26 protein-coding genes are annotated in these 24,706 nt (G+C 70.9%); 14 read left to right on the top strand and 12 right to left on the bottom strand.

Annotated features, from left to right (window positions below; all coding sequences use genetic code 11):
• Nucleotides 1–41 precede the first annotated feature (41 nt).
• Complete coding sequence (locus JO379_RS23080; RefSeq protein ID WP_209516752.1) at nucleotides 42–1,391, bottom strand: hypothetical protein; 1,350 nt, start codon at nucleotides 1,389–1,391, stop codon at nucleotides 42–44.
• 212 nt (nucleotides 1,392–1,603) lie between these two features.
• A complete protein-coding gene (locus JO379_RS23075; RefSeq protein WP_209516749.1) occupies nucleotides 1,604–3,085 on the bottom strand; it encodes an LCP family protein in 1,482 nt (493 codons plus the stop codon).
• Nucleotides 3,086–3,244: 159 nt separating this feature from the next.
• Here JO379_RS23075 and tatA point away from each other — a divergent pair, with 159 nt between their 5' ends.
• The 3 genes from tatA to JO379_RS23060 all read left to right on the top strand — a co-directional run bounded on the left by tatA (nucleotide 3,245) and on the right by JO379_RS23060 (nucleotide 6,072).
• Entirely contained in the window at nucleotides 3,245–3,475 is a 231-nt protein-coding gene (tatA, locus tag JO379_RS23070) for a Sec-independent protein translocase subunit TatA (protein ID WP_130880310.1), read from the top strand.
• Between the two features lie 96 nt (nucleotides 3,476–3,571).
• The gene (locus tag JO379_RS23065; protein ID WP_130879863.1) at nucleotides 3,572–4,948 is read left to right on the top strand and encodes an alkaline phosphatase; all 1,377 of its coding nucleotides are present in this window, start codon (nucleotides 3,572–3,574) and stop codon (nucleotides 4,946–4,948) included.
• A gap of 185 nt (nucleotides 4,949–5,133) precedes the next feature.
• A complete protein-coding gene (locus JO379_RS23060) occupies nucleotides 5,134–6,072 on the top strand; it encodes a beta-ketoacyl-ACP synthase III (protein ID WP_130879862.1) in 939 nt (312 codons plus the stop codon).
• 93 nt (nucleotides 6,073–6,165) lie between these two features.
• On the opposite strand, the gene JO379_RS23055 is transcribed toward JO379_RS23060, so the two are convergent.
• Both JO379_RS23055 and JO379_RS23050 read right to left on the bottom strand, forming a co-directional pair.
• Nucleotides 6,166–6,387 (bottom strand): hypothetical protein, encoded by a 222-nt coding sequence (locus JO379_RS23055; RefSeq protein ID WP_209516746.1) that lies wholly within the window; start codon nucleotides 6,385–6,387, stop codon nucleotides 6,166–6,168.
• Between the two features lie 75 nt (nucleotides 6,388–6,462).
• Nucleotides 6,463–7,374 carry a glutaminase gene (locus JO379_RS23050; RefSeq protein ID WP_130879860.1) on the bottom strand — a complete coding sequence of 304 codons (912 nt, stop codon included), beginning with the start codon at nucleotides 7,372–7,374 and terminating at the stop codon, nucleotides 6,463–6,465.
• A 201-nt stretch (nucleotides 7,375–7,575) separates the two neighbouring features.
• Between JO379_RS23050 and JO379_RS23045 the strand changes: the two genes are divergently transcribed.
• Both JO379_RS23045 and JO379_RS23040 read left to right on the top strand, forming a co-directional pair.
• Nucleotides 7,576–8,166, top strand: a complete 591-nt coding sequence (locus JO379_RS23045) for a peptidoglycan recognition protein family protein (protein ID WP_130879859.1) — start codon at nucleotides 7,576–7,578, stop codon at nucleotides 8,164–8,166.
• Between the two features lie 23 nt (nucleotides 8,167–8,189).
• Nucleotides 8,190–9,119 carry a 1-aminocyclopropane-1-carboxylate deaminase/D-cysteine desulfhydrase gene (locus JO379_RS23040; RefSeq protein WP_209516743.1) on the top strand — a complete coding sequence of 310 codons (930 nt, stop codon included), beginning with the start codon at nucleotides 8,190–8,192 and terminating at the stop codon, nucleotides 9,117–9,119.
• 45 nt (nucleotides 9,120–9,164) lie between these two features.
• Here JO379_RS23040 and JO379_RS23035 read toward each other — a convergent pair whose 3' ends face one another.
• Nucleotides 9,165–10,760, bottom strand: coding sequence for a Na+/H+ antiporter (locus JO379_RS23035; RefSeq protein ID WP_130879858.1), 1,596 nt, complete (start codon nucleotides 10,758–10,760; stop codon nucleotides 9,165–9,167).
• Between the two features lie 134 nt (nucleotides 10,761–10,894).
• On the opposite strand from JO379_RS23035, the gene JO379_RS23030 reads away from it, so the two are divergent.
• The 4 genes from JO379_RS23030 to JO379_RS23015 all read left to right on the top strand — a co-directional run bounded on the left by JO379_RS23030 (nucleotide 10,895) and on the right by JO379_RS23015 (nucleotide 13,356).
• Nucleotides 10,895–11,155: a UBP-type zinc finger domain-containing protein gene (locus tag JO379_RS23030; RefSeq protein ID WP_130879857.1), complete on the top strand. Its 261-nt coding sequence runs from the start codon at nucleotides 10,895–10,897 to the stop codon at nucleotides 11,153–11,155.
• Nucleotides 11,156–11,269: 114 nt separating this feature from the next.
• Nucleotides 11,270–11,815: a GNAT family N-acetyltransferase gene (locus JO379_RS23025; RefSeq protein WP_209516739.1), complete on the top strand. Its 546-nt coding sequence runs from the start codon at nucleotides 11,270–11,272 to the stop codon at nucleotides 11,813–11,815.
• A gap of 199 nt (nucleotides 11,816–12,014) precedes the next feature.
• Nucleotides 12,015–12,428, top strand: coding sequence for an ATP-binding protein (locus JO379_RS23020; RefSeq protein WP_030366270.1), 414 nt, complete (start codon nucleotides 12,015–12,017; stop codon nucleotides 12,426–12,428).
• A 16-nt stretch (nucleotides 12,429–12,444) separates the two neighbouring features.
• Nucleotides 12,445–13,356: an RNA polymerase sigma factor SigF gene (locus tag JO379_RS23015; protein WP_242626244.1), complete on the top strand. Its 912-nt coding sequence runs from the start codon at nucleotides 12,445–12,447 to the stop codon at nucleotides 13,354–13,356.
• Nucleotides 13,357–13,439: 83 nt separating this feature from the next.
• Here JO379_RS23015 and JO379_RS23010 read toward each other — a convergent pair whose 3' ends face one another.
• Entirely contained in the window at nucleotides 13,440–13,949 is a 510-nt protein-coding gene (locus tag JO379_RS23010; protein ID WP_307842111.1) for a hypothetical protein, read from the bottom strand.
• A gap of 128 nt (nucleotides 13,950–14,077) precedes the next feature.
• Here JO379_RS23010 and JO379_RS23005 point away from each other — a divergent pair, with 128 nt between their 5' ends.
• On the top strand, nucleotides 14,078–15,046 hold the full coding sequence (locus JO379_RS23005; RefSeq protein ID WP_130879855.1) for a diacylglycerol/lipid kinase family protein: 969 nt from the start codon (nucleotides 14,078–14,080) through the stop codon (nucleotides 15,044–15,046).
• Nucleotides 15,047–15,368: 322 nt separating this feature from the next.
• The gene (locus JO379_RS23000) at nucleotides 15,369–15,626 is read left to right on the top strand and encodes a WhiB family transcriptional regulator (RefSeq protein ID WP_004937597.1); all 258 of its coding nucleotides are present in this window, start codon (nucleotides 15,369–15,371) and stop codon (nucleotides 15,624–15,626) included.
• A gap of 255 nt (nucleotides 15,627–15,881) precedes the next feature.
• On the opposite strand, the gene JO379_RS22995 is transcribed toward JO379_RS23000, so the two are convergent.
• Nucleotides 15,882–17,348 carry a sensor histidine kinase gene (locus tag JO379_RS22995; RefSeq protein ID WP_209516736.1) on the bottom strand — a complete coding sequence of 489 codons (1,467 nt, stop codon included), beginning with the start codon at nucleotides 17,346–17,348 and terminating at the stop codon, nucleotides 15,882–15,884.
• A gap of 286 nt (nucleotides 17,349–17,634) precedes the next feature.
• Here JO379_RS22995 and JO379_RS22990 point away from each other — a divergent pair, with 286 nt between their 5' ends.
• Nucleotides 17,635–17,883, top strand: coding sequence for a hypothetical protein (locus JO379_RS22990; protein WP_207303978.1), 249 nt, complete (start codon nucleotides 17,635–17,637; stop codon nucleotides 17,881–17,883).
• Between the two features lie 114 nt (nucleotides 17,884–17,997).
• Nucleotides 17,998–18,783, top strand: a complete 786-nt coding sequence (gene nagB / locus JO379_RS22985) for a glucosamine-6-phosphate deaminase (RefSeq protein WP_130879853.1) — start codon at nucleotides 17,998–18,000, stop codon at nucleotides 18,781–18,783.
• A gap of 85 nt (nucleotides 18,784–18,868) precedes the next feature.
• Here the strand turns inward: nagB and JO379_RS22980 are convergent, their stop codons facing one another.
• The 5 genes from JO379_RS22980 to JO379_RS22960 form a co-directional block, all read right to left on the bottom strand.
• A complete protein-coding gene (locus JO379_RS22980; RefSeq protein ID WP_130879852.1) occupies nucleotides 18,869–20,353 on the bottom strand; it encodes a glycoside hydrolase family 3 protein in 1,485 nt (494 codons plus the stop codon).
• Nucleotides 20,354–20,363: 10 nt separating this feature from the next.
• Nucleotides 20,364–21,194: a carbohydrate ABC transporter permease gene (locus tag JO379_RS22975; protein ID WP_130879851.1), complete on the bottom strand. Its 831-nt coding sequence runs from the start codon at nucleotides 21,192–21,194 to the stop codon at nucleotides 20,364–20,366.
• Nucleotides 21,191–22,168, bottom strand: coding sequence for a carbohydrate ABC transporter permease (locus JO379_RS22970; protein ID WP_130879850.1), 978 nt, complete (start codon nucleotides 22,166–22,168; stop codon nucleotides 21,191–21,193). Before JO379_RS22970 ends, JO379_RS22975 begins: the two co-directional genes overlap by 4 nt.
• Nucleotides 22,169–22,295: 127 nt before the next feature.
• Nucleotides 22,296–23,567, bottom strand: coding sequence for an extracellular solute-binding protein (locus tag JO379_RS22965; RefSeq protein ID WP_209516733.1), 1,272 nt, complete (start codon nucleotides 23,565–23,567; stop codon nucleotides 22,296–22,298).
• A 111-nt stretch (nucleotides 23,568–23,678) separates the two neighbouring features.
• Nucleotides 23,679–23,879 (bottom strand): hypothetical protein, encoded by a 201-nt coding sequence (locus tag JO379_RS22960; RefSeq protein ID WP_209519050.1) that lies wholly within the window; start codon nucleotides 23,877–23,879, stop codon nucleotides 23,679–23,681.
• Between JO379_RS22960 and JO379_RS22955 the strand changes: the two genes are divergently transcribed.
• Nucleotides 23,809–24,576 (top strand): GntR family transcriptional regulator, encoded by a 768-nt coding sequence (locus tag JO379_RS22955; protein ID WP_130880306.1) that lies wholly within the window; start codon nucleotides 23,809–23,811, stop codon nucleotides 24,574–24,576. The two genes, JO379_RS22960 and JO379_RS22955, sit on opposite strands and share 71 nt — an antisense overlap.
• Nucleotides 24,577–24,706 lie beyond the last annotated feature (130 nt).

Here is a 24,706-nt window from a genome sequence, read left to right as displayed (position 1 = left end):
CCGTCCGGCAAAACGCGCCCGCTGACAGACCCGACCGGAGGTCAGAAGTCGCCGCCGCCGAAGCCGCCTCCGTCCCCGAAGCCACCGCCGCCACCGTCCCCGAAACCACCACTGAAGTCGTCCGGGTTGTAGTCCGAGCCGGTGTAGTCGCCGCCTTCCGGCCCGCCGCCGCCCTCGCCGGAGGACGCGTACGCGGGGCCGCTCATCATGCTGCCGAGCATCGTGCCCATGAGCAGGCCCGGCAGCAGTCCGCCGCCGAAGTATCCGCCCGCCCAGGGGGCGTAGGCGGGGCCCGCGTTCCAGTACGGCTGGGGGCCGTTCGCGGTCTGGACCGTGCGGGACATCGGTTCCTCGCCGTCGGCGAGCCGGGCCGCGTCGGCGGCGCACGCCGGTACGGTCCGGGTCGCGCCGCCCGGGGGCGCCCACTCGACGTCGGAGACGGACGGGCCGTGGCGCGGGTCGAAGAAGCAGGGCATGCGGCGTTCGGGCAGCGGGGCGCCGGTGCGGCGCGCGGCGAGGGTGGCCAGGGCGAAGCGGCCGTTGTCCAGGGACTCGGTGACGCCCTTGACGTCCTGCGGTTTCTCCGCCGCCGCCATCTTCGACTTGGCGTCCTCGTACGCGTCGAGGGCCCGCTCGTAGTCGGCGCGCATCGCGTCGTCGGCACCGGTCTCGCCGGGGGAGAAGTCGAGCCGGTCCAGTTCCTCGCCGAAGGCGGTGATGTCCTCGTCGACCACGACGCGCAGGGCGTCGAGCTCCGCGCGCTCGCGGGCCTCCCTCCGCTTCTTGTTCCGCCGGTAGAGGGCGTACGCGCCCGCGCCGCCGGCGACGACGACCGCGCCGCCCGTGATCAGCCCGCCCGTGTCGACGCCGTCGGATCCGGCGCCCCAGGCGTCGGGCGCGTGGCCCCTGGCCACCCGGTCGGCCTGGTCGACGAAGCCGTTCAGCATGGTCGCGGTGTCACCGCCGGACCGCTGGACGGATCCGACGAGGTTGGTGACGGCGTTGCCGGACATCACCGAACGGTCGGCCTTGGCGCTGAAGGCCTTGTCACCGAGGTGGACGGCGTAGACGCCGGCGATGCCGACCTTGGTCCGCAGGTCCTGGATGACGGTGGCCCGGGGGAAGTCCGCGTTGTCCGGCAGGACCGCGACGAAGACCGGCTTGTCCGCGTCCTTGATCTTCTTCGCCAGTGCATCGGCGTCGGCCGCCGGGAGCTGCGCGGACACCCGGGGGTCGACATAGACCGGGCTCTTCTTCAGGGCCTCCGCCACGGTGTCCACTCCCGTGGCGGCGTGCACCGCCGGGGCGAAGAGTCCCGTACCGGCCAACGCGAGGAGGGCGACGAGCAGGGCCAGCAGCGGCCTGGGCAGCGCCCGTGGGGTGGCGGACATGGCGGTTCTCCTCGGACGAGAGAGCGGAGCACGGGAGAGACGGGCTGTACGGCAATTACTCACTGGCACTCATCACGTACGGATCGGACACACTTCTACGGATCGGGCACACTTCGCATAGGCGTCGGCTCACTCAGCGTCTACCACGAAAACGGATCAAACGGGCGCTCTGTTCCCCCCGGGCCTCCGGCCCGCGTATGCCCCCGCCGCCGTCAGCCATACGAGAGGTTGGCGCACGGGTCGTCGTCGGCCGACCGCGCGGTACCGGCGACGTCGGAGGGCACCGGGCCGGGCGCCGCCCCGGCGGGGGCCGCCGCGACGGCGGGCGGTCCGCTGGGCGCTGCGGCGAAGTCGTGCCCGACGGTGACCGAGAGGCCCTTGAGGGACGTCCCCCGGAGGAACGCGCCGGGGAAGAGCCGGGCCAGGTCCCGCGCGTGCCCGGCCTCGCCCGGGCCGAACTCGATCACGGTGACGCGCTGGTCCCGGGCGCGGGCGGTGGAGGTGTCGGCGACGGTGAAGCCGTGCTCCTTGAGCGAGGCGGCCGCGCGGGCGGCGAGGCCGTCGACGGTGGTGCCGTTGGCGACGGAGACACTGGCGCCCCCGCCCGAGACCGGCTGCGAGGGGGACGGCCCCGGCGCCCCGGACTTGCCGCCCGCCTGCTTCTTCTCCGCGTCCTTGCCGTCGAGCGTGCGGTCGGCCCGCAGCGAGGCCCACAGCGCGTCGGCCTCGGGCTGGACGAGGGCGACGCGGTTGCCCGCGTAGCGCCAGGGCACGGTGATGAACTTGGTGTCGTGCAGGTCGATCTTCTTCAGCGACATCGCGAAGGAGAGCAGTTTGTCGGCCGAGCCGAGCCCGGGGTCGACGGTCATCGACTTGGTGGCCGCGTCCGCCAGCGGCAGCAGCGTGCCGGGGCTGAAGCCCTGGGACCGCACCTTCTTGATCATGGCGGCGACGAACGCCTGCTGCCGCTGGATGCGGCCGATGTCGGAGCCGTCGCCGATGCCGTGCCGCACCCGCACGTAGTCCAGCGCCTTCTGCCCGGAGACGCTCTGCGAGCCCTTGTGGAAGAGCAGTTCGCCGCGGGCGCCGCGGTTCGGATTGAGGTCGCCCTCGTAGACGTCCTTCGGCACGCACACCTGGACGCCGCCGACCGCGGAGGTCATCGCGGAGAATCCCTCGAAGTCGACGACGACGGTGTGGTCCACGCGCAGCCCGGTGAGTTTCTCGACGGTGTTCTGGGTGCAGGCGGGGTTGCCCTTGGCCGACTCCCCCACGGAGAAGGCGGAGTTGAACATCGCGTTGGTACGGGGCGCCGTCCAACTGCCGTCGGGCAGCTTGCACGGCGGGATGTCCACCAGGGTGTCGCGGGGGATGGAGACGGCGACGGCGTGCTCGCGGTCGCCGTAGACGTGCAGCAGGAACGCCGTGTCCGAGCGGCCCACGTCGCCCTCCCCGCCGCCGAGCCCGCTGTTGCCGCCGGAGCGCGAGTCCGAGCCGATGACGAGCACGTTCTGCCCGGACGCGCCGGCGCCGGGCCGGTCGCGGGCCAGGCCGTCGGCGTCGAACACGTCGATGTTGCCGTTCAGCCGGACGTAGAGCCACCCGACACCCGCGGCCAGCAGTACCAGGAACGCCACCCCCACGGAGGTGACCCTCCGCGTCCGGTGCGTCGGCTTGCCTCGGGTGCCCGTCATATCCGTGCCCTCATCCACTCCCCCGGTCCGTACTGGTTCACCGAGCTAGACGGCCCACCGGGCCTTTTGGTTGTCCAGTTGCGCAATCTAGCAAGTATGGTGAGGGCGGATTCTCTGCATATCTCCGTCCATATGACGCACAAGGAAGGCGGGCCGCCGATGCTGCGCAACGCCCTGGAGCCCTGGCACATACTCGTCGTCGTCCTCGCGGTGGTGGTCCTGTTCGGCTCCAAGAAGCTGCCGGACACCGCCCGCGCGCTCGGCAAGTCCATGCGCATCCTCAAGAGCGAGGCCAGGGCGATGCGGTCCGATGGGGCCGAGACCCCCGGAACCGATGCGTCCGGTGAGCCCGCCGCCGCCCCCGGGAGCCCCGCCGACAGCCGCCGGTGATCTTCACTTCACCTGGGCGTCCCCTCCGGTACACCCGCCCCTGGTGAGCTTCCTTCCGCCGGGCAGTCCCGCCCGGCGCAGCTAGGAGGAAAAACCATGGGTTCTCGTCCGTACCGGCGCCGTCTCGCCTGGAGCGCCGCCGCACTGCTCGTCGCCGGTGTCGCGGTGCCGGCCACCGCCGCCGCCGGGCCGGACGACACGTCGGACACCCGGTCGCCGATCGCCGCCCAGAGCGGCAAGCAGAAGGCCAAGAACGTCATCCTGCTCATCGGTGACGGCATGGGCGACTCGGAGATCACCCTGGCCCGTGACTACACCGTGGGCGCGGCCGGCCGACTGAACATGGACAAGTTCCCGATGACCGGCACGTACACCACGTACTCCGTCGACAAGAACGGCAAGCCGGACTACGTCACCGACTCCGCGGCCAGCGGCACCGGCTGGGCGACCGGGCAGAAGACCGTCAACGGCCGGATATCCAAGACGCCCGGCACGGACAAGCCCATGACGACGATCCTGGAGCTGGCCCAGCGCAACGGCCTCGCCACCGGCAGCGTCACCACCGCCGAGCTGACCGACGCCACCCCCGCGGTCCTCGCCTCGCACGCCACCGACCGCAGCTGCGCGGGTCCGGCCGACATGAAGGCGTGCCCGAACGACACGATCGCCAAGGGCGGCCCGGGCTCGATCGCCGAGCAGAGCGTGAACCACAAGGTGGACGTGCTGCTGGGCGGCGGCAAGGCCCGCTTCGACCAGAAGATCACCGAGGGCCGCCACAAGGGGCTGACGGTCACCGAGCAGGCCAAGAAGCTCGGCTACCAGGTCGTCACCGACGACAAGGGCCTGAAGAACGCCCGCGCCGGCAAGCCCGTCCTCGGTCTCTTCGCCCCCGGCAACGTCCCCGTCGAGTGGACCGGCAAGGCCGCCGCCCGGGGTGGAACCGAGCCGCAGCGCTGTGTGACGAACAACCCCGAGCGCAAGGCCGGTACGCCGAGCCTGGACGAGCAGACCCGCAAGGCGCTCCAGCTGCTGGAGGCCAAGCAGAGCGGCAAGGGCAAGAAGCCCGGCTTCTTCCTCCAGGTCGAGGGCGCCTCGATCGACAAGCGTGACCATGCCGCCGACCCCTGCGGCCAGATCGGCGAGACCGCGGCCCTCGACCGCGCGGTGAAGGTCGCCCGCGCGTACGCCGCGAAGCACCCCGACACCCTGGTCGTCACCACCGCCGACCACGGTCACACCAGCCAGATCGTGCCGCTGGAGGCCACCCCGCCCGGGCTGTCCTCCACCCTCGTCACCAACGAGGGGCAGCAGCTCAAGGTGAACTACTCGACCAACACCCCGGGCGAGGCGCAGGAGCACACCGGCACCCAGGTCCGCATCGCGGCCCAGGGCCCGCAGGCCCACCGTGTCCTCGGCGTCACCGACCAGACCCAGCTCTTCGGCACCATCCGCACGGCGCTCTCGCTGCGCTGACACCGTCCGGTAACGGTTCGCACAACGATCCGGACACCACCGCAGGGCCCGGCCGCATACACGGCCGGGCCCTGCCGGTTGTGCCAGTTATCTCGTCAGAACATTGGCGGATCACACACCCGTCGGCAACGCTCCAGCGTCAAGACTGTGTCATCCGTACTACCGTCGCTCGCGCAGGAGGACCGATGACCGGGTCACGCGTACTCGCCCTCGGCCACTACCAGCCCGCCAGGGTGCTGACCAACGACGACCTGGCCGCCATGGTCGACACCAGCGACGAATGGATCCGCTCCCGCGTCGGCATCCGCACCCGCCGGATCGCCGAGCCCGACGAGAGCGTCGCCTCGATGGCCGCCGAGGCCGCGGCCAAGGCCCTCGCGAACAGCGGTCTCGACGCCGCGGACATCGACCTGGTGCTCGTCGCCACCTGCACCGCCGTGGACCGCAGCCCGAACACGGCCGCCCGCGTCGCCGCCCGGCTGGGACTCGCCGCGCCCGCCGTCATGGACATCAACGTCGTCTGCGCCGGCTTCCCGCACGCCCTGGCCACCGCCGACCACGCCATCCGCGCCGGGTCCGCGGTCAACGCCCTGGTCGTCGGGGTCGAGAAGTTCACCGACGTGGCGGACTGGACCGACCGCACCACCTGCGTCCTGGTCGGCGACGGCGCGGGCGCGGCCGTGGTGACCGCCGCCGCGGAGCCGGGCATCGGCCCGGTGGTCTGGGGCTCGGTGCCCGAGATGGGGCACGCCGTCCGGATCGAGGGCACGCCCTCCCGGTTCGCCCAGGAGGGCCAGTCCGTCTACCGCTGGGCCACGACGCAGCTGCCGCCGATCGCCCGGAAGGTGTGCGAGCGGGCCGGGGTCGCGCCGGAGGAGCTGGCGGCGGTGGTCCTGCACCAGGCCAATCTGCGGATCATCGAGCCGGTCGCGCGGAAGATCGGCGCGGTCAACGCGGTGATCGCCACCGATGTGACCGAGTCCGGCAACACCTCGGCCGCGAGCATCCCGCTCGCCCTGTCCAAGCTGGTGGAGCGCGGCGAGATCACCTCGGGCGCGCCCGTCCTGCTGTTCGGCTTCGGCGGCAACCTGTCGTACGCCGGTCAGGTCATCCGCTGCCCGTAGCGGCCACATTGAGCCCGTCCGGCGTTTGAGGACGCGCCCGAAGGGCGCTACCGCCGCAGGCGGCAAGGACCGCTTGCAGCCGAAACCGGACGGCTAAGGCGTCTCGCGCAGGAACAGCGCCCCGCAGGAATGGCACAGCGGCAGCCCGGACGTACCCCAGTCGTCGGCCGACCGGGTGGCCGAGCCGGGTTCCAGCTCGCGCCCGCACATGGCGGTCGTGCCCTCCTGCCGGACCATGTGCCAGGCCTTGACCTCGGCGTCCGGGTCCCGCGGGGTGCTTCCGTCCTTGTACTCGGCACGCAGCTCGTGCTCCATGGCGACACCACCTCCGGGATCAACGATGGAGTACCGGCGGGTACCCCGCCAGCCCGTCTGCCCCCGCCGGCCCCCTCAGAACACCGACCATCCGGTCAACGTAGTGAAGTGGTCCAGCGCCGCCACGCCCGCGACCGAATTGCCGCGGGTGTCGAGGCCGGGGCTCCAGACGCACAGCGTGCAGCGGCCCGGTATCACCGCGATGATGCCGCCGCCCACGCCGCTCTTGCCGGGCAGGCCCACGCGGTAGGCGAAGTCGCCGGCCGCGTCGTACGTCCCGCAGGTGAGCATGACGGCGTTGACCTGCTTGGCCTCCCGGCGCGGCAGCAGCCGCGTGCCGTCGGCGCGCAGCCCGTGCCGGGCCAGGAAGCCGCCCGCCAGGGCGAGGTCGCGGCAGCTCATCTCGATGGAGCACTGCCAGAAGTAGTGCTCCAGAACAGCCGGCACGGGGTTGTCGAGGTTGCCGTAGCTGGCCATGAAGTGCGCGAGGGCCGCGTTGCGGTCGCCGTGCTCGGACTCGGACGCGGCGACGGACGGGTCGAAGGAGACGGACGGGTTGCCGCTCTCCGCACGCAGGAACTCCAGCAGCGTCGTGCTGGCGTCCCCGGTCAGCGTCTGGAGCCGGTCGGTGACGACGAGGGCGCCCGCGTTGATGAACGGATTGCGCGGAATACCGTTCTCGTATTCGAGCTGCACCAGGGAGTTGAACGGGTTTCCGGACGGTTCCGTGCCGACCCGCTCCCAGATCTTCTCGCCACCCTCGGCCAGCACGAGCGCCAGGCCGAACGCCTTGGAGATGGACTGCACCGAGAACGGCCGCTCCCAGTCCCCCACGCCGTGGACACCGCCGTCGACGTCGGCGACGGCCATCCCGAAGTGACCGGTGTCCACCCCCGCCAGGGCCGGAATGTAATCGGCCACCTGCCCGCGGCCGACCAACGGGCGCGCGAAGTCGGCGACCTCTTCGAGTACGGCCTGGTAGTCCACTGCTGCGCGCCTTCTGTTCCGGTCGTCCCCGGACGGGTCCGTTTCGGCCCCGCCCCGTACCGACAACACGCTTTTCAGCCTGAGGCCGGATCGGCTCGCACGATATCCGAACGCCCGGCCCAGCTGCGAACTTTTGGGTACAAGGGGGTCATTCAGTCGTGCGCGGTCGGCGTACGTCATAAACACGGCAAGGAGGCGGTCATGGCCTCACCCATGTCCGCGGGAACGTTTCTCAGAACACTCAGAACGGAAGGCGTGCGCGTCATAGAGGTCGACGGCTGGCGCACCCACAACCGCGCCGGTCACGGCGCCTGGGGGCCGGTCCACGGGGTAATGATCCACCACACGGCCACCACCGGTACCACCAAGAGCGTGAAGCTGTGCTGGAACGGCCACGCGGATCTGCCCGGCCCGCTCTGCCACGGCGTCATCGCCGACGACGGCACGGTCCATCTCGTCGGCCATGGCCGCACCAACCACGCCGGGCGGGGTGACGGTGACGTGCTGCGGGCCGTGATCGCCGAGAAACGGCTGCCGCCGGTCCGTGCGGCCGACACCGACGGCAATGTCCACTTCTACGGCTTCGAGTGCGTGAACCTCGGCGACGGGCGGGACACCTGGCCCGAGGAGCAGCTGGAGGGCATCGAGCGGGCGGCGGCCGCGATCTGCCGGCACCACGGGTGGACCGAGCGGTCCGTGATCGGCCACAAGGAGTGGCGGCTCGGCAAGATCGACCCCAAGGGCTTCTCGATGGACGCGATGCGGGCCCGGATCCGCGACCGGCTCAAGTAGCCGCCCGAGGTGACAATGGGGGTGTGACCAGCGACCTCCCCCGTGGCCCCGCCGCACTCGCCGCCCTGGACCCACGGCTGCCGTCCCCGCTCGAAGAGCTGCGGGACGAGCGGTTCGCCCGTCGCGGGCTGCGGCTGCTGCTCAAGCGGGACGACCTGATACACCCCGAGCTGCCGGGCAACAAGTGGCGGAAGCTGGAGCCGAACCTGGCCGCCGCCGCGTCCGGACGGCACACGCTGTTCACGTTCGGCGGCGCGTACTCCAACCATCTGAGGGCCACCGCGGCCGCCGGCCGCCTCCTCGGCCTCGCCACCGTCGGCGTCGTCCGCGGCGACGAGCTGGCGGACCGTCCGCTCAACCCGTCCCTCGCGCGCTGCGCGGCGGACGGGATGCGGCTGCTGTTCGTCGACCGCGCCACGTACCGCCGGAAGGCGGAGCCCGAGGTACTCGCCCGGGTGACGGCACGGGCGGGGCTGACCGCCGACGACTGCCTCGTCGTCCCCGAGGGCGGCAGCAACGCCGCGGCCGCACGCGGCTGTGCCGGGCTCGGCCACGAGCTGCGGGGCGTCGCGGACGTCGTCGGGGTCGCCTGCGGCACGGGCGGCACCCTCGCCGGTCTCGCCGCCGGGCTGGCCGAGGGACAGCGGGCCATCGGCTTCCCCGTACTCAAGGGCGGCTTCCTCGAAGCGGAGGTCGAGCGGCTCCAGACCGAGGCCTTCGGTGCCCGCCGGGGCGCCTGGCACCTGGACGACCGCTTCCACGGCGGCGGCTACGCGAAAACCACCCCCGAGCTGACCGCCTTCGCCGACGACTTCACCACCCGCCACGGCCTCCCCCTGGAACGGCTGTACGTGGCGAAGGCCCTGCACGGCCTGACGACCCTGGCGGAGGAGGGCGCGTTCGCCCGGGGCATGACGGTGGCGGCGGTAGTAACGGGAGCACCGGCGACCTGACCCCGTCCGGCGTTTGAGGACCTGGGCCCGGGGCGGAGCCCCGCCTCACCCCTCCCGATAAGCCGCGGCCTCCTCCAGATCCAGCCGCCGCAAAAGCGTACGCAGCATCTCGTCATCGATCCGCCGAGCGTCCCGCAGCGCCACGAACACCTCCCGCTCCGCGTCGATCATCTCCCGCGCCAGTCGCCGGTACGTGTCGTCCGCCGACTCCCCCGTCGCCTCGTCGACCGCACCGAGCCGTTCCCACACCGCGTTCCGGCGCCGCTCCAGCACCGCGCGAAGGCGGTCGGCGAGCGGGGACGGCAGCGCGTTGCCGCCTTCGGCGAGGAGTTCGTCGAGGCGGCGCTCGGCGGCCTGGGAGGCCTCGCTCTGGGCCTGGGCCTCCGCGAGCGTCTCGGCGCTCGTATCGCGGGCGGGCAGCCGCAGCCGGCGGATGAGCGGGGGCAGGGTGAGGCCCTGGACGACGAGGGTGCCGATGACGGTGGTGAAGGTGAGGAAGAGGACGAGGTTGCGGGCCGGGAAGGGCTCCCCGCTGTGCGTGGTCACGGGGATCGAGAAGGCGATGGCGAGGGAGACGACGCCGCGCATCCCGGCCCAGCCGACGACGAGCGCGCCCTGCCACGTCGTGTCGGTCTCCCGCGCACGGATCCGGGTGGACAGCGCGCGCGGCAGGAACGTGGCGGGGTAGACCCACACGAAGCGGGCGGCCACGACGGTGACGAAGACGACGGAGGCGTACCAGACGGCGGCCTCCCGGAAGCTGTACTCCCCGAGCCCGCGCAGCACCACGGGCAGTTGGAGCCCGATCAGCGCGAAGACCGCGGACTCCAGCACGAAGGCCACCATCCGCCACACGGCGGCCTCCTGGAGCCGGGTGGCGAAGTCGACCTGCCAGGAGTGGTGCCCGAGATAGAGGGCGACGACCACGACGGCGAGCACCCCGGACGCCTCGACCTCCTCGGCGGCGGCGTAGGCGGCGAAGGGGATGAGCAGCGACAGGGTGTTCTGCAGCAGCGGCTCGCGCAGCCGTCTGCGCAGCCAGTGCAGCGGCACCATGAGGACCAGGCCGACGCCGATGCCGCCGACCGAGGCGACGGCGAACTCCCGGATGCCCTCGCCCCAGGTCGTGCCCACGCCGACGGCGGCGGCGAGCGCGACCTTGTAGGCGGTGATCGCGGTGGCGTCGTTCACCAGGGACTCGCCCTGGAGGATCGTGGTGATCCGCGAGGGCAGCCCGAGACGGCGGGCGATGGCGGTGGCGGCGACCGCGTCGGGCGGGGCGACGATCGCGCCGAGCACCAGGGCCGCGGGCAGCGGCAGGCCGGGGACCACCAGATACGCCACATAGCCGACGACGAGGGTCGCGAAGAGGACGTAGCCGACGGAGAGCAGGGCGACGGGCCGCAGATTGGCGCGGAGGTCCAGGTAGGAGCTCTCGAGCGCGGCGGTGTGCAGCAGGGGCGGCAGCAGCAGCGGCAGCACGATCTCCGGGTCGAGGGTGTAGTCCGGCACGCCCGGGACGTACGAGGCGACGAGCCCGGCGGCGACGAGCAGCAGCGGGGCGGGCACGGGGGTGCGACGAGCCGCGCCGGCGATGGCGGTCCCACCCGCGACGAGCATCAGCAGTGGCATTACGTCCATCGGTCCCCGCCCGTCTCCATACGTGCCTCCCGCGCCGTCCGTCGCGTCGCCACCATCTGTCACCGTCCGTCAACGGCAGCCGAGGGCCGACGGCCGTTCGATGATCGTCGGCAGGGCGATCTAACCTGGCAATCATGAGCGAGTGCCCGCACGTTCCCGAGCTGCCGCGCCCCGAGCCGGCACCGCTGCACACCACCTGCCCGGAGTGCGAGGCCGCGGGCAGCCACCCCGTGCAGCTGCGGCTGTGCCTGGAGTGCGGACACGTGGGCTGCTGCGACTCCTCGCCGTACCGACACGCCACCGGGCATTTCACGGAGACCGGGCACGCGGTCATGCGCAGCTTCGAGCCGGGGCAGAGCTGGCGCTGGTGCTACGTGGACCTGCGGATCGTCTGACGGCGGCCGCCAGTTGTCCCCGACGGGCCCTGCTACGCGCTCCCACCGGGCCCCGCGCAGGCTCCGCGCCCCCGTTCCGGGGAGGCTGTCGGTCCGGCCCGCTAGCATGCACCCATGATCCGACCTGCGACGCCCGCCGACGTTCCCCTCATCCATGCGATGATCCGCGAACTCGCCGAGCACGAACGGGCGCTGGAGGACGCGAAGGCGACCGAGCAGCAGTTGCGCGAAGCCCTGTTCGGGGCGGACCCCGCCGTCTTCGCACTGATAGCGGAGAGTGACGAATCCTCGGCCGACGGCACGATCGCCGCCGGGGAGCCGGTCGGCTTCGCCCTCTGGTTCCGTAACTTCTCCACCTGGACGGGTACGCACGGTATCTATCTCGAAGACCTCTACGTCCGCCCGCAGGCGCGCGGCGGCGGGCACGGCAAGGCGCTCCTCGCGACCCTCGCCAGGATCTGCGTGGACCGCGGCTACCAGCGTTTCGAGTGGTCAGTGCTGGACTGGAACGAACCCTCGATCGCCTTCTACAAGTCGCTCGGCGCGGAGCCGATGGACGAGTGGACGGTGCAACGCATGTCCGGAGAACCGCTCCGCACCCTTGCGGGGTTCGCGCAGAGTGACGAAAATCCCAACAAGGCGACTTCTCTTTCGATTTGAGACCGCACGCCCCTACCCACTGTCCGTACTCATGGGTTTACCATGAGTGACAGTCGTGGGGCTGCGGCACGGAACCTCGGATCGCGATAGCGTCGCATCCGAACCATGTGCCGCGCCGGACCGCCCCGCCCCTCGCCCGAGAGGCGCGCGACCGGCGCTCGTAACAGCTCAAGAAGCTTGTGCCACCTTGGAGGTGAGGGTGTCCCCAATCGCAGGCGAGCCCGGGACCCAGGACTTCGTGGAAGTCCGGCTGCCCGCTGCGGGTGCCTACCTGTCGGTGCTGCGGACGGCGACAGCCGGCCTCGCAGCCCGCTTGGACTTCACCCTCGACGAGATCGAGGACTTGCGCATCGCGGTGGACGAGGCGTGCGCGATCCTTCTGCAACAGGCCGTTCCCGGCTCTGTTCTCAGCTGCGTCTTCCGCCTGGTCGGCGACGCGCTCCGGGTGACCGTCTCGGCACCCACCACCGACGGCCGCGCGCCCGAGCGCGACACCTTCGCCTGGACGGTGCTCTCCGCGCTGGCCGGCGAGGTCGACTCGACCGTCGCCGACGACCGTACGGTCAGCATCAGCCTGCACAAGAAGCGCGGCGCCGGCCCCGGACAGCCGTGACGGAAGAGGGGGCTCCGTGAGTACTGCATCGTCGCGGGGAGTGCGCACCCCGGCCATCCCGCAGCAACCCGCCCGGCCGCATCCCTCGGATGCGGAGCCGGAGCGGGCGAGCGACCCACCAGAGCGGGCGGACCACATGGACCAGCATCAGCAGTGGCACCAGCACTCCCCTGCTCAGGACCGCAGCGGTGCCCGTGCCCTGTTCATCGAGCTGCGGGCGCTCCCGGACGGCTCGCCCGAGCGGGCCGAGCTGCGCAATCACCTCGTGCGGATGCATCTGCCGCTGGTGGAGCACCTGGCGCGGCGGTTCCGCAATCGTGGCGAGCCGCTCGACGACCTGACCCAGGTCGCCACGATCGGCCTGATCAAGTCGGTGGACCGCTTCGACCCGGACCGCGGGGTGGAGTTCTCGACCTACGCGACCCCCACGGTCGTCGGTGAGATCAAGCGGCACTTCCGGGACAAGGGCTGGGCGGTGCGGGTGCCGCGCCGGCTCCAGGAGCTGCGGCTGGCCCTGACCACCGCCACGGCCGAGCTGTCCCAGCGGCACGGTCGCGCGCCCACGGTCCACGAGCTGGCCGAGCACCTCGGGATCTCCGAGGAGGAGGTGCTGGAGGGGCTGGAGTCGGCGAACGCCTACAGCACGCTCTCCCTGGACGTGCCCGACACGGACGACGAGTCGCCGGCCGTCGCGGACACCCTGGGCGCCGAGGACGAGGCGCTGGAGGGCGTCGAGTACCGCGAGTCGCTCAAGCCGCTGCTGGAGGACCTGCCGCCGCGCGAGAAGAAGATCCTGCTGCTGCGCTTCTTCGGCAATATGACCCAGTCGCAGATCGCCCAGGAGGTCGGCATCTCCCAGATGCACGTCTCCCGGCTGCTGGCCCGCACCCTCGCCCAGCTGCGCGACCGACTGCTCATCGAGGAGTAGCCCGAGGAGCGAGCGGACCCAGGGGAGCGCATCGCCCCGGGGCCCCATCGGAGTGCGCCGACCGAGGAACGGCCGGCATCAGCTCACGTCTCGCGCGGGCCGATGCCGAGCGCCTCGGTCGCCGTCGGGTTCACCACGAGCCCCAGGGCGGCCACGGCGACGAGCGCGAGCACCACGGCGCCGGCGATCAGCAGGCCGCCGCCGTTGAACAGCGTCCACGCGACGGGCATCGCCATGATCTGCGTGATCATCGCGGGCCCGCGGCTCCAGCGCCGCCGCAGCCACAGTCCGCGCGCGGCCGCCAGCGGCAGTGCGGCCAGCGCGAGCACGGTCAGTCCGCCCGTCACCGCCTGCCGCATGCTGTCCGGCTTGTCCGTCAGCACCAGGACCAGCAGCGTCACCCCGCAGACGACGAGCGCCACCCCTTCCAGGGCCGTGAGCACCGCCGCCGCCGTCAGCCTGCGCGGCCGGGGGCCGGTGGGCTCGGGGGCCGTGCGGGACGGGCGGGAAGGCACCGCGGCACCCTTGGCCGCCGGCTTGCTCGCGCGGGTGGTTTTCGGGGCGCCCTTGGGCGCTGACTGCTTGCTGCTCACCCATGCAGGGTAGCCCCGCCGCCCCGGAACGGGCGGCGGACCGGGAGGGCACAGGAGAGGGGACGGGAGAGGGGACAGGACCGGGGCTGGGACCGAGGCTGTACCGACAGGTAGGTAGGCTGGCGGTCATGCGTGCGCTTCTCGTGGTCAATCCGTCGGCCACCACCACCAGTGCCCGTACCCGTGATGTCCTGGCACACGCGCTCGCCAGCGACCTCAAGCTGGAGGTCGCCACCACCGAGTACCGGGGCCATGCCCGCGATCTGGCGCGCCGGGCGGCGGAGGACGGCAACACCGGGCTGGTCGTCGCCCTCGGCGGCGACGGCACGGTCAACGAGGTGGTCAACGGTCTGCTGCACGCGGGCCCCGACCCGGAGCACCTGCCCCGGCTGGCCGTGGTTCCCGGCGGCTCCACCAATGTCTTCGCCCGCGCCCTGGGCCTGCCCAATGACGTCGTCGAGGCGACCGGGGCGCTGCTGGACGCGTTGCGGGAGGGGACCGAGCGGACGGTCGGTCTGGGCCTCGCGGCGGGTACGCCGGGAACCGATGACGAAGCCGTGCCGCCCCGCTGGTTCACCTTCTGCGCGGGCTTCGGCTTCGACGCGGGGGTCGTCGGCCGGGTGGAGCAGCAGCGGGAGCGCGGCAAGCGTTCGACGCACGCGCTCTATGTACGCCAAGTGATGCGGCAATTCCTCGGCGAAGCGCACCGCAGACGGGGCACGATCACCCTCGAACGGCCTGGCGAGGAGCCACTCGCGAATCTCGTCATGTCGATAATCTGCAACACCGCGCCGTGGACCTATCTGGGCAACCGGCCGGTCTACGCATCGCCGCGGGCGTCCTTCGACACCGCCCTTGACGTGCTGGGATTCACCAAGCTGTCGACCGCGACGGCCGGCCGCCACGTCACTCAGCTGCTGACGTCGACTCCGGAGCGTGGCCCCCAGGGCAAACACGCTGTGTCATTGCATGACCAGACCGCGTTCACCTTGCATTCGCAGGCCCCACTGCCCTTCCAGATGGACGGTGACCACCTCGGACTGCGTACGAGCGTGACGTTCACAGGCGTACGCCGTGCACTGCGTGTGATTGTGTGAGTGGTAGGGCCTAAAGTCCTTCCACTCGAACGTTTAGACTGGGCTCCACCCCCTGGAAGTACGGCTGTGACCTAGCCGACACCGAGGAATCAAAAAAAACTTTCCAGAAGGGGTTGTATCCGCAGCCGAGGTTTGCGAGTCTCTTCATGGCGATCGGGACGGCCGCTCATTCGGCCTCCTTCGAAAGCCCGAACCCCCTCCTCATTTACCTGGACCGCACCAGTCTTCCGACTGGGCGTCGGCCCTTCCCTTGCGGGGGGATTCGTGAAAGCGTTCACATTCACAAGCAACGTAGCCGCAATTACGAGGAGATGGAGCAGCCATGGACTGGCGTCACAACGCCGTTTGCCGCGAGGAAGACCCGGAGCTCTTCTTCCCCATCGGCAACACCGGTCCTGCGCTGCTGCAGATCGAGGAAGCCAAGGCCGTCTGCCGCCGCTGCCCCGTCATGGAGCAGTGCCTGCAGTGGGCGCTCGAGTCCGGCCAGGACTCCGGCGTCTGGGGTGGCCTCAGCGAGGATGAGCGCCGGGCGATGAAGCGCCGCGCCGCTCGCAACCGGGCGCGTAACGCTACCGCCTGACGATGCCCCTCGGCTCCCGAGCCGCAGCGCGCAGTACCCCCCATATGCGCTAAGCAATAAAGCTTTGAGCCCCGGACCTGGATCAGGTCCGGGGCTCAGTGCGTTGCCGGCTCCGCCGGAGGTCCGCCGGGCGCCGAGCCGCTGTGGATACCGCCCGCGACGGCGAGCAGCCCAAGCGGGGGCGCCACAGCCGGCCGCGAGGCCATTCGGCTCCGCCGGGGGTTCGCGTGATCCTCTTCGGAACCCCCGGCGTTCCTACTTCTCCGCCCGTACCGGGATATCCAGCACCACCCGCGTGCCCTGCCCGGAAGCGGGCACCATGTCGAACGTACCGCCCAACTCCCCCTCGACCAGGGTCCGTACGATCTGCAGGCCCAGATTGCCCGCGCGCTGCGGGTCGAAGCCCTCGGGCAGCCCCCGGCCGTCGTCCTGCACGGAGATCAGCAGACGGGCATCGGTCCGGCCGCCGCCGCGCACGGCGGTGATCTCCACCGTGCCCCGCTCCCCCGGTCCGAAGCCGTGCTCCATGGCGTTCTGCAACAACTCGGTCAGAACCATCGACAACGGCGTCGCGACCTCGGCGTCGAGTATTCCGAAGCGGCCCGTGCGGCGGGCGGTGACCCGGCCCGGGGAGATCTCGGCGACCATCGCCAGCACCCGGTCGGCGATCTCGTCGAATTCGACGCGCTCGTCCAGATTCTGCGAGAGCGTCTCGTGCACGATCGCGATGGAGCCGACCCGCCGGACCGCCTCCTCCAGCGCCTCGCGCCCCTCGGGCGAGCCGATCCGGCGGGCCTGCAGGCGCAGCAGGGCGGCGACGGTCTGGAGATTGTTCTTGACCCGGTGGTGGATCTCCCGGATCGTCGCGTCCTTCGTGATCAACTCGCGTTCGCGGCGACGCAGTTCCGTGACATCGCGCAGCAGCACGAGCGAACCGATGTGGTTTCCCTTGGGTTTGAGGGGAATGGCCCGCAGATGGATCACTCCGTCGTCGCCCTCGACCTCGAACTCGCGCGGCGCCCAGCCGCTGGCGAGCTTGGCCAGACCCTCGTCGACCGGGCCGCGTGAGGGCGCCAACTGAGCGGTGGTATCGCCCAGATGATGCCCCACGAGGTCGGCGGCGAGGCCGAGGCGGTGGTAGGCGGAGAGGGCGTTGGGGCTGGCGTACTGGACGACACCGTCGGCATCGAGCCTGATCAGACCGTCGCCGGCGCGCGGTGAGGCGTCCATGTCGACTTGTTGCCCCGGGAAGGGGAAGGCACCGTTGGCGATCATCTGGGCGAGGTCGGAGGCGCTCTGGAGGTAGGTGAGCTCCAGCCGGCTCGGCGTCCGCACGGTGAGCAGGTTCGTATTGCGGGCGATGACGCCGAGCACTCTGCCGTCCCGGCGGACCGGGATGGACTCGACGCGGACCGGGACCTCCTCCCGCCACTCCGGGTCACCCTCGCGCACGATCCGGCCCTCGTCGAGGGCGGCGTCGAGCATGGGGCGGCGGCCGCGCGGCACCAGGTGGCCGACCATGTCGTCCTGGTAGGAGGTGGGGCCGGTGTTCGGCCGCATCTGGGCGACGGACACATAGCGGGTGCCGTCGAGGGTGGGGACCCACAGGACGAGGTCGGCGAAGGAGAGGTCGGAGAGCAGCTGCCACTCCGAGACCAGCAGATGCAGCCACTCGAGGTCGGAGCCGTCGAGGGCGGTGTGCTGGCGTACGAGGTCGTTCATGGAGGGCACGGTGTGAGCCTACCGGCGGCGGCATCCGGCCTCGCTGCTCGATGTGCACCACCGCTGCGCGGCGGCGCCCTCAATCGCCGGACGGGCTGGTTTCGGCTGAGCTCAGCCACATCCAGCCCGTCCGGCGTTCGAGGACGCGCCCGCAGGGCGGCCCGCCGCCGCAGGCGGCATGGACCCCAGCCGTCCACGGCCACGCCGAACGTCCGCCGCAGCCCGTCGGCGCCCGCTTCGGTCATGCTCGGGGCGGTGGACGCCGTCGTGCCCTGTGAGGACGTCCATGGCCGCGATCATCGAGTCGGCCCCGGCGGACGGCGCGGGCGTGGCCTCGGCGGTCTTCAACGTCTCCCGCCAGGTGGGCAGCGCCGTCGGCGTCGCCCTCTTCGGCACCCTCGTCGCCACCTCCGACCACCTCACCGACGGCCTCCATCTCTCCGCGGCCCTGGCCGCCGCAGCCTTCCTGACCGGCGGATTCCTCGCCGTCGGCGCCCGGCGCAGGGCCGCTGCCGCGGGCGGCGCCACCGCGTGACCCCCGGGCCCGGAGCGGCCGCGCCGCCCGGCCGCACACCTACCTTGCCCGTCTCGCCCGCTCTGCTAGATTGGTCTATACCACCAGCCCATTCTCCAGATCGGCAGGCCCAGCGTGGAAGTTGTCATCGTCCAGGACGCCAAGGCAGGCGGCGAACTCATCGCGGAGGCCATGGCCTCCCTGCTGAGCCGCAAGCCCGACGCTCTGCTCGGCGTGGCCACCGGCTCGACCCCGCTGCCCATCTACGAGGCGCTGGCCGCCAAGGTCCGGTCCGGGGCCGTGGACGCCTCGCGCGCCCGCGTCTGCCAGCTCGACGAGTACGTCGGGCTGCCCGCCGACCACCCCGAGTCCTACCGGTCGGTCGTGCTGCGCCAGGTCGTCGAGCCGCTCGGGCTGACCGAGGCGTCGTTCATGGGTCCCGACGGCACCGCCGAGGACGTCCAGGCGGCCTGCGAGGCGTACGACCGCGCGCTGCCGGAGGCCGGCGGTGTGGACCTCCAGTTGCTCGGCATCGGCACCGACGGGCACATCGGCTTCAACGAGCCGTGCTCCTCGCTCGCCTCGCGCACCCGGATCAAGACGCTGACGGAGCAGACCCGCGTCGACAACGCGCGGTTCTTCGACGGCGACATCGACCAGGTGCCGCACCACGTCATCACCCAGGGCATCGGCACCATCCTGGAGGCCCGCCACCTGGTGCTGCTCGCCACGGGCGAGGGCAAGGCCGACGCCGTGGCGCAGACGGTCGAGGGACCGGTCTCCGCGCTGGTACCCGCCTCGGCGCTCCAGCTGCACCCGCACGCGACCGTCGTCGTCGACGAGGCCGCGGCGTCCAAACTGAAGCTGGCGGACTACTTCCGCCACACCTACGCGAACAAGCCGGCCTGGCAGGGGCTGTAACCGGGGCTCCGCCCCGGACCCCGGTCCTCGAACGCCGGACGGGCTTGTTTTCCCTGCCCGTCCGGCGTTTGGCGTGAGCCGAGTTCTAAACCCCCGCGATGATCTCCGCGGCAGCCAGCCCACACACCCGCGCCGCACCATGCGTCGCGATATGCAGCGCACCCCGCGCCGGGCCCTGGTTCAGCCCCATCTCCACCACGATCGTCTCCGGCCGCGCGGCGACCAGCGCACTCAGCGCCTCCGCCATCCACGGGTGCCGGTGCGCGTCACGCACCACCGCGACGATCCGGCGGCCCCCCGCCGCCCGCAGCACCTCCTCGATGCCGGCCGCGTCACGCCCGTACGTACCCGTCTCCGTGCCCGGCAGCAGCCGGGCCAGCTCGGCGGCCACGCCCCACGGCGTCTCGTCGCCGACGGCGATGTTCGCGACGGGGGTGAAGGCGGCGACGTACGCGGGCCCGGTGATCGGCTCGTACGGGCCCGTCGCGGTCACGCGCACGGCGCGCCGGGCGGCCGTCAGCCCCACCCCGGGGGCGGATCCGGTCCCCTCCTGTTCCGCACCCGCCCCCGAGGTCCAGCGCGCCAGGGCGCGCACCCGCGCGGCGGCGTCGGCGAGCCGCTCCTCCGGCAGCTCACCGGACCGCACGGCCAGCACGAGCGCGTCGCGCAGCCGCAGCACGGTGTCCTCGTCGGCCAGCCCGCCGCCGACGCAGATCGCGTCGGCGCCCGCGGCGATGGCCATGACGCTGCCGCGTTCGATGCCGTACGTACCGGAGATGGCGCGCATCTCCATGCCGTCGGTGACGATGAGCCCGTCGAAGCCGAGTCCGCCCTCGGTGGCCGGTCCACGCAGCAGGCCGTGCAGGGCGGCCGGGCTGAGCGTGGCGGGCAGCGCGGCGTCCAGAGCGGGGAGCAGGATGTGCGCGCTCATCACGGCCTTGGTCCCGGCGGCGACGGCCGCCCGGAAGGGCACCAGCTCGCGGGCGTACAGCGTGGTGAGGTCCGCGTCGATGCGCGGCATGTCGTGGTGCGAGTCGACGGCGGTGTCGCCGTGGCCGGGGAAGTGCTTGGCACAGGCGGCGACCCCGGCCGCCTGCATGCCCTCGATGTAGGCGGCGGTGTGCCGGGCGACCAGGGCGGGATCGGCGCCGAAGGACCGTACGCCGATGACCGGGTTGTCCGGGTCGGAGTTGACGTCCGCGGAGGGCGCCCAGTTGAGGTTGACCCCGCATGCGGCGAGCCGGCGGCCCAGTTCGTGGGCGACGGCCCGGGTCAGCCGGATGTCGTCGACCGCGCCGAGCGCGAGGTTGCCGGGGAAGGAGGAACCCGTACGGACCTCCAGGCGGGTGACGTCGCCGCCTTCCTCGTCGATGGCGACGAGCACGTCCGCCCGCTCGGCGCGCAGCTGTGCGGTGAGCGCGGCGAGCTGCTCGGGCGAGGCGATGTTGCGGCCGAAGAGGCCGACGGAGGCGAGCCCTTCGCCGAGCCGGCGCAGCAGCCAGTCGGGGGCCGTGGTACCGGTGAAGCCGGGCTGGAGGACCGTGAGGGCGTCACGGGTGAGCGTGTCCATGGAAGTAGTGCTAGCCCTTCACTGCGCCGGACGTGAGGCCGCCGACCGCCTTGCGCTGGAGGATGACGAAGAGGATCAGGATCGGGACGGCGAAGAGCGAGGAGGCGGCCATCGTGGCGCCCCAGTCGTCGCCGAAGGTGGTGCGGAAGCCGGTGAGCCAGACGGGCAGTGTCTGGGCCGCGTCGTCCTTGTTGAGGATCAGGACCATCGGGAACTCGTTCCAGACGGTGATGAAGCCGAACAGCGAGGTGGCCATCAGGCCCGGTGCCAGCAGCGGGAAGATGACCCGCACGAAGGCCTGGGTGCGGGTGCACCCGTCGACCATCGCGGACTCCTCCAGCTCCTTGGGCACGGCGGCGACGTAACCGCGCAGCGTCAGGACGGTGAAGGGCAGCACCATGACCGTGTAGATGGCGGCGAGCGGCACGAGGCTGTTCAGCATCTCCGCGTCGCGCACGATCATGTAGTACGCGATGACCATGACCTCCCAGGGGGCCATCTGGGCCATCATCATCACCAGGATGAAGCTCTTGCGGCCCTTGAAGCGCATGCGGGCGACGGCGAACGACGCGAGCAGCGCGATCACCAGCGACAGCCCGACCGCGATCAGGGTGACGGCGAAGGAGTTGCCGACGAAGGTCCAGAAGCCGTCGGCGTTCACGGCCGTCTTGAAGTGTTCGAAGGTCGGGCTGGCCGGGAACCAGACCGGGTCGTCGGCGACGATGTCCTTGTTGGCCTTGAAGGCCGTCGTGAACATCCAGTAGACGGGGAACGCGAAGCCGATGAAGAGGACGACCGCCGCCGCCCCCGGCCAGACGCGACCGAGCAGCGAACGCCTCACAGCTCGTCCTCCTCTTGCTTCAGAACCAGGCGCAGGTAGTACGCCGTGAGGGCCAGCAGGATCACGATGGTGAGGATGGAGATCGCGGCACCCATCCCGAAGTGCTGGTTGCCCATGCCCTCGACGAAGGCGTAGACGGGCAGCGTCTCGGTGAGCCGGTCGGGGCCGCCCTCGCTGATCGCGAAGACCTGGGTGAACGCCTTGAAGACCCAGATGACCTCGAGGAACGTCGTCGCGAGGAAGAAGGGCTTGAGGAAGGGGAAGGTCACCGAGGTGAACTGTTTCCAGGGGCCGGCGCCGTCGAGCGAGGCCGCCTCGTACAGCTCCTTGGGGATGGTGGTCGTCGCCGCGTAGAGGTTGATCGCCACGAAGGGTATGGACTGCCAGACGATCAGCGTGGTGATGACGAAGAAGGTGGAGAACTGGCCGCTGGTCCAGTTGAAGTCGGCCATCGCGTGCCAGCCGAGCGCGTCCAGGACGTGGTTGACGACGCCGAAGCGCTGGTCGAAGAGCCACTGGAAGACGGTGGTGGCGGCGACGACGGGCATCGCCCAGGCGAGGACGAGACCGAGCAGGAGCAGCACCCGCAGCTTGGTGCCCAGTCGGGCGAGCAGCAGGCCGATCAGACAGCCGAGCGTCATGATCAGGACGACGTTGGCGCCGGTGAAGACGACCGAGCGGCCGGTGACCCGCCAGAAGTCGGCGCTGCCGAGGACCTCCTGGTAGTTCTCGACGCCGTTCCACTCGGTGATGTGCTGGATGAGCTGGCGCGGGTTGAGGTTCTGGAACGACAGCATGCCGTTCTTCACCAGCGTCCACCCGAGGAGCAGCACCGTCACGGCGGCGGCGGGGAGGATCAGGAGGTACGGCACGCTCTTCGCGGCCCGCTCCTGACTGCGGCGGGGCGGCGGGGCACCGCCCTTGCTGATCCGGGGCGCGGGCTCGGCCGCCGCCTCTTTGAGCTGCGCTGACATCGTCGTCCGCCTTCTCCCCTGTCAAACGGTGTTGCGTGTCTTACGTAGGTGCGTCTTGTGCAGGCCCGGTGGTGCGCGGTGGGACGGGGGCCCGGCGTCGGCCGGCCCCCGTCATCAACCGATCAGGTCAGTTCTTCTGGCTGAGGCGCTTGTTCATGTCGGCCTCGACCTGCTTGGCGGCGTCCTCCGGCGACTTTCCGTTCAGGACGGCCGTCATATAGGCCTTGATCGGGTTCGGCGCGTTCTCCACCTGGGCCCACTCGGGGATCAGCGGGGTGGTGCCACCGCTCTTGGCCGCGGGGGCGGCGGCTTCGGCGGCCGCGTTGCCCTTCACGTTCGAGAGCAGGGATTCCTTGTTCGGGATCGAGCCGACCTCCTTGGCCAGCGCACCCTCGTTCTTGTCGGACAGCGCGATCTTGAGGAATTCCTTGGCGAGTTCCTGCTTCTTGCTGCCCGCGGAGATCGCGAGGTTGGAGCCGCCGAGGAAGACGCCCTCGGGCTTGTCGGCCTTCTCACCGGGGATGGTGAAGTAGCCGATCTCCTTCTCGATGGCCGGGTTCGCCTTGATGGCGGTAGCGGCCTCCCAGCCCATTCCGATGAACGCGCCGGTCTTGCCCTTGGCGAAGATGTCGGCCTGCTGCGGGGTGGCCTCGTCCTTGTCCTTGGGGGCCTTGCTGAAGGCCTGGTACTGCTTGTAGATCTCCATGGCCTTGGTGACCTTGGGGTCGGCAAGGTTGGAGACGTACTTCTTGCCGTCCTTCTTCACCAGGTCCGCGCCGGTGCCGATGGTGAGGCCGTCGAAGAAGTACCAGTTCTGCCCGGGCAGGTAGAGCGGCTCGGCGTCGCCCTTCTTCTCGATGGCCTCCAGGGCCTTGAAGAAGTCGGCGCGCGTCTTCGGGACGTCCTTGATGCCCGCGTCGGCCCAGATCTTCTTGTTGTAGATCACGACACGGTTGGCGGCGTACCAGGGCGCCGCGTACTGCTTGCCCTCGAAGACGGACGGCTTGTTGAGGGACTCGGTCCAGTCCGCGCCGATCTCCTTCTTGAGATCGGCGAGGTCCTGCAGACCACCGGTCTGGGCGTAGGAGGGCGTCTGGGTGTTGCCGATCTCGACGACGTCGGGCGGGCTGGACTCGGAGAGGGCCGTGGTCAGCTTCTGCTGGATGCCGTCCCACTTCTGGACCTTGATGTCGAGCTTGGCCCCGGTCTTCTGTTCGAACTCGGCCTGTACCGACTTCGTCCACGCAGGCGGATTCGAGCCATCCATGAACCAGACGGTCAGGCTCTTGCCCTGGGAACCGCCGGCACCCGACTCCTTGTCACCGTCGCTGGACCCGCAGGCCGCAACACTCACCAACATGGCCGCGACACCCGTCGCCGCTATGAGCCCACGCTTCACAGCACTCTCCTCAAGGACCGAATGTGGTCTTTAATGGTTTAGACCAGTGCCCGCAGCTTGGCCTAGACCTTTTGGGGTGTCAAGGGTGTATAAGAGTCGCTGTCGGCTCCGTTACCGGACCGACACCTCGAGGTCGACCTGGGCGTCTCCGGGCTCCTCGGGCTCTGCCCGTGCCACGATGTGACCGCGATTTACGGAGGAGCCGGTGACGGCAGCAGGATCGGAGTCGGGAAGGCGCACCATGGTGACCGAGGGCGGTACGGCGGAGAGCGGCAACGCCGCGGGGAGCGGGCGGACGGCGCGCGTTCCCAAGTACTACCGCCTTAAACGGCATTTGCTGGAAATGACCGAAACCATGCCTCCCGGCACCCCGGTGCCGCCGGAGCGGACGCTGGCGGCGGAGTTCGACACATCCCGGACGACGGTGCGCCAGGCGCTCCAGGAGCTGGTCGTGGAGGGCCGTCTGGAGCGCATCCAGGGCAAGGGCACGTTCGTCGCGAAACCCAAGGTCTCCCAGGCGCTGCAACTGACCTCCTACACGGAGGACATGCGGGCCCAGGGCCTGGAGCCCACCTCGCAGCTCCTCGACGTCGGCTACGTCACCGCCGACGACCGGCTCGCCGCCCTGCTCGACATCGCGGCGGGCGGGCGCGTCCTGCGCATCGAGCGGCTGCGGCTGGCCAGTGGTGAGCCGATGGCGATCGAGACGACCCATTTGTCGGCGAAGCGGTTTCCGGCGCTGCGCCGGAGCCTGGTGAAGTACACCTCCCTCTACACGGCGCTGGCCGAGGTCTACGACGTCCGCCTCGCCGAGGCCGAGGAGACCATCGAGACCTCCCTGGCCACCCCACGCGAGGCGGGTCTGCTGGGCACGGACGTGGGCCTGCCGATGCTGATGCTCTCCCGGCATTCACTGGACGCCCAGGGCGCTCCGGTGGAATGGGTCCGGTCGGTGTACCGGGGGGACCGGTACAAGTTCGTGGCGAGGTTGCAGCGGCCGGCGGAGTAGGAGGCCGCCCCGGCGGCCTGCCCCCGAAAAGCACGGCACACACCGAACTGCCCCCTCCTCCCAGGAGGGGGCATTCGTGTTTTTCCGTCCGGGTCCGGCCCGGGTCTAGACCTATTGACGCCCCCGACGC

Source organism: Streptomyces syringium, assembly GCF_017876625.1.
Classification (GTDB): Bacteria; Actinomycetota; Actinomycetes; order Streptomycetales; family Streptomycetaceae; genus Streptomyces; species Streptomyces syringius.
This window is presented reverse-complemented; position numbering and strand designations above follow the sequence as displayed.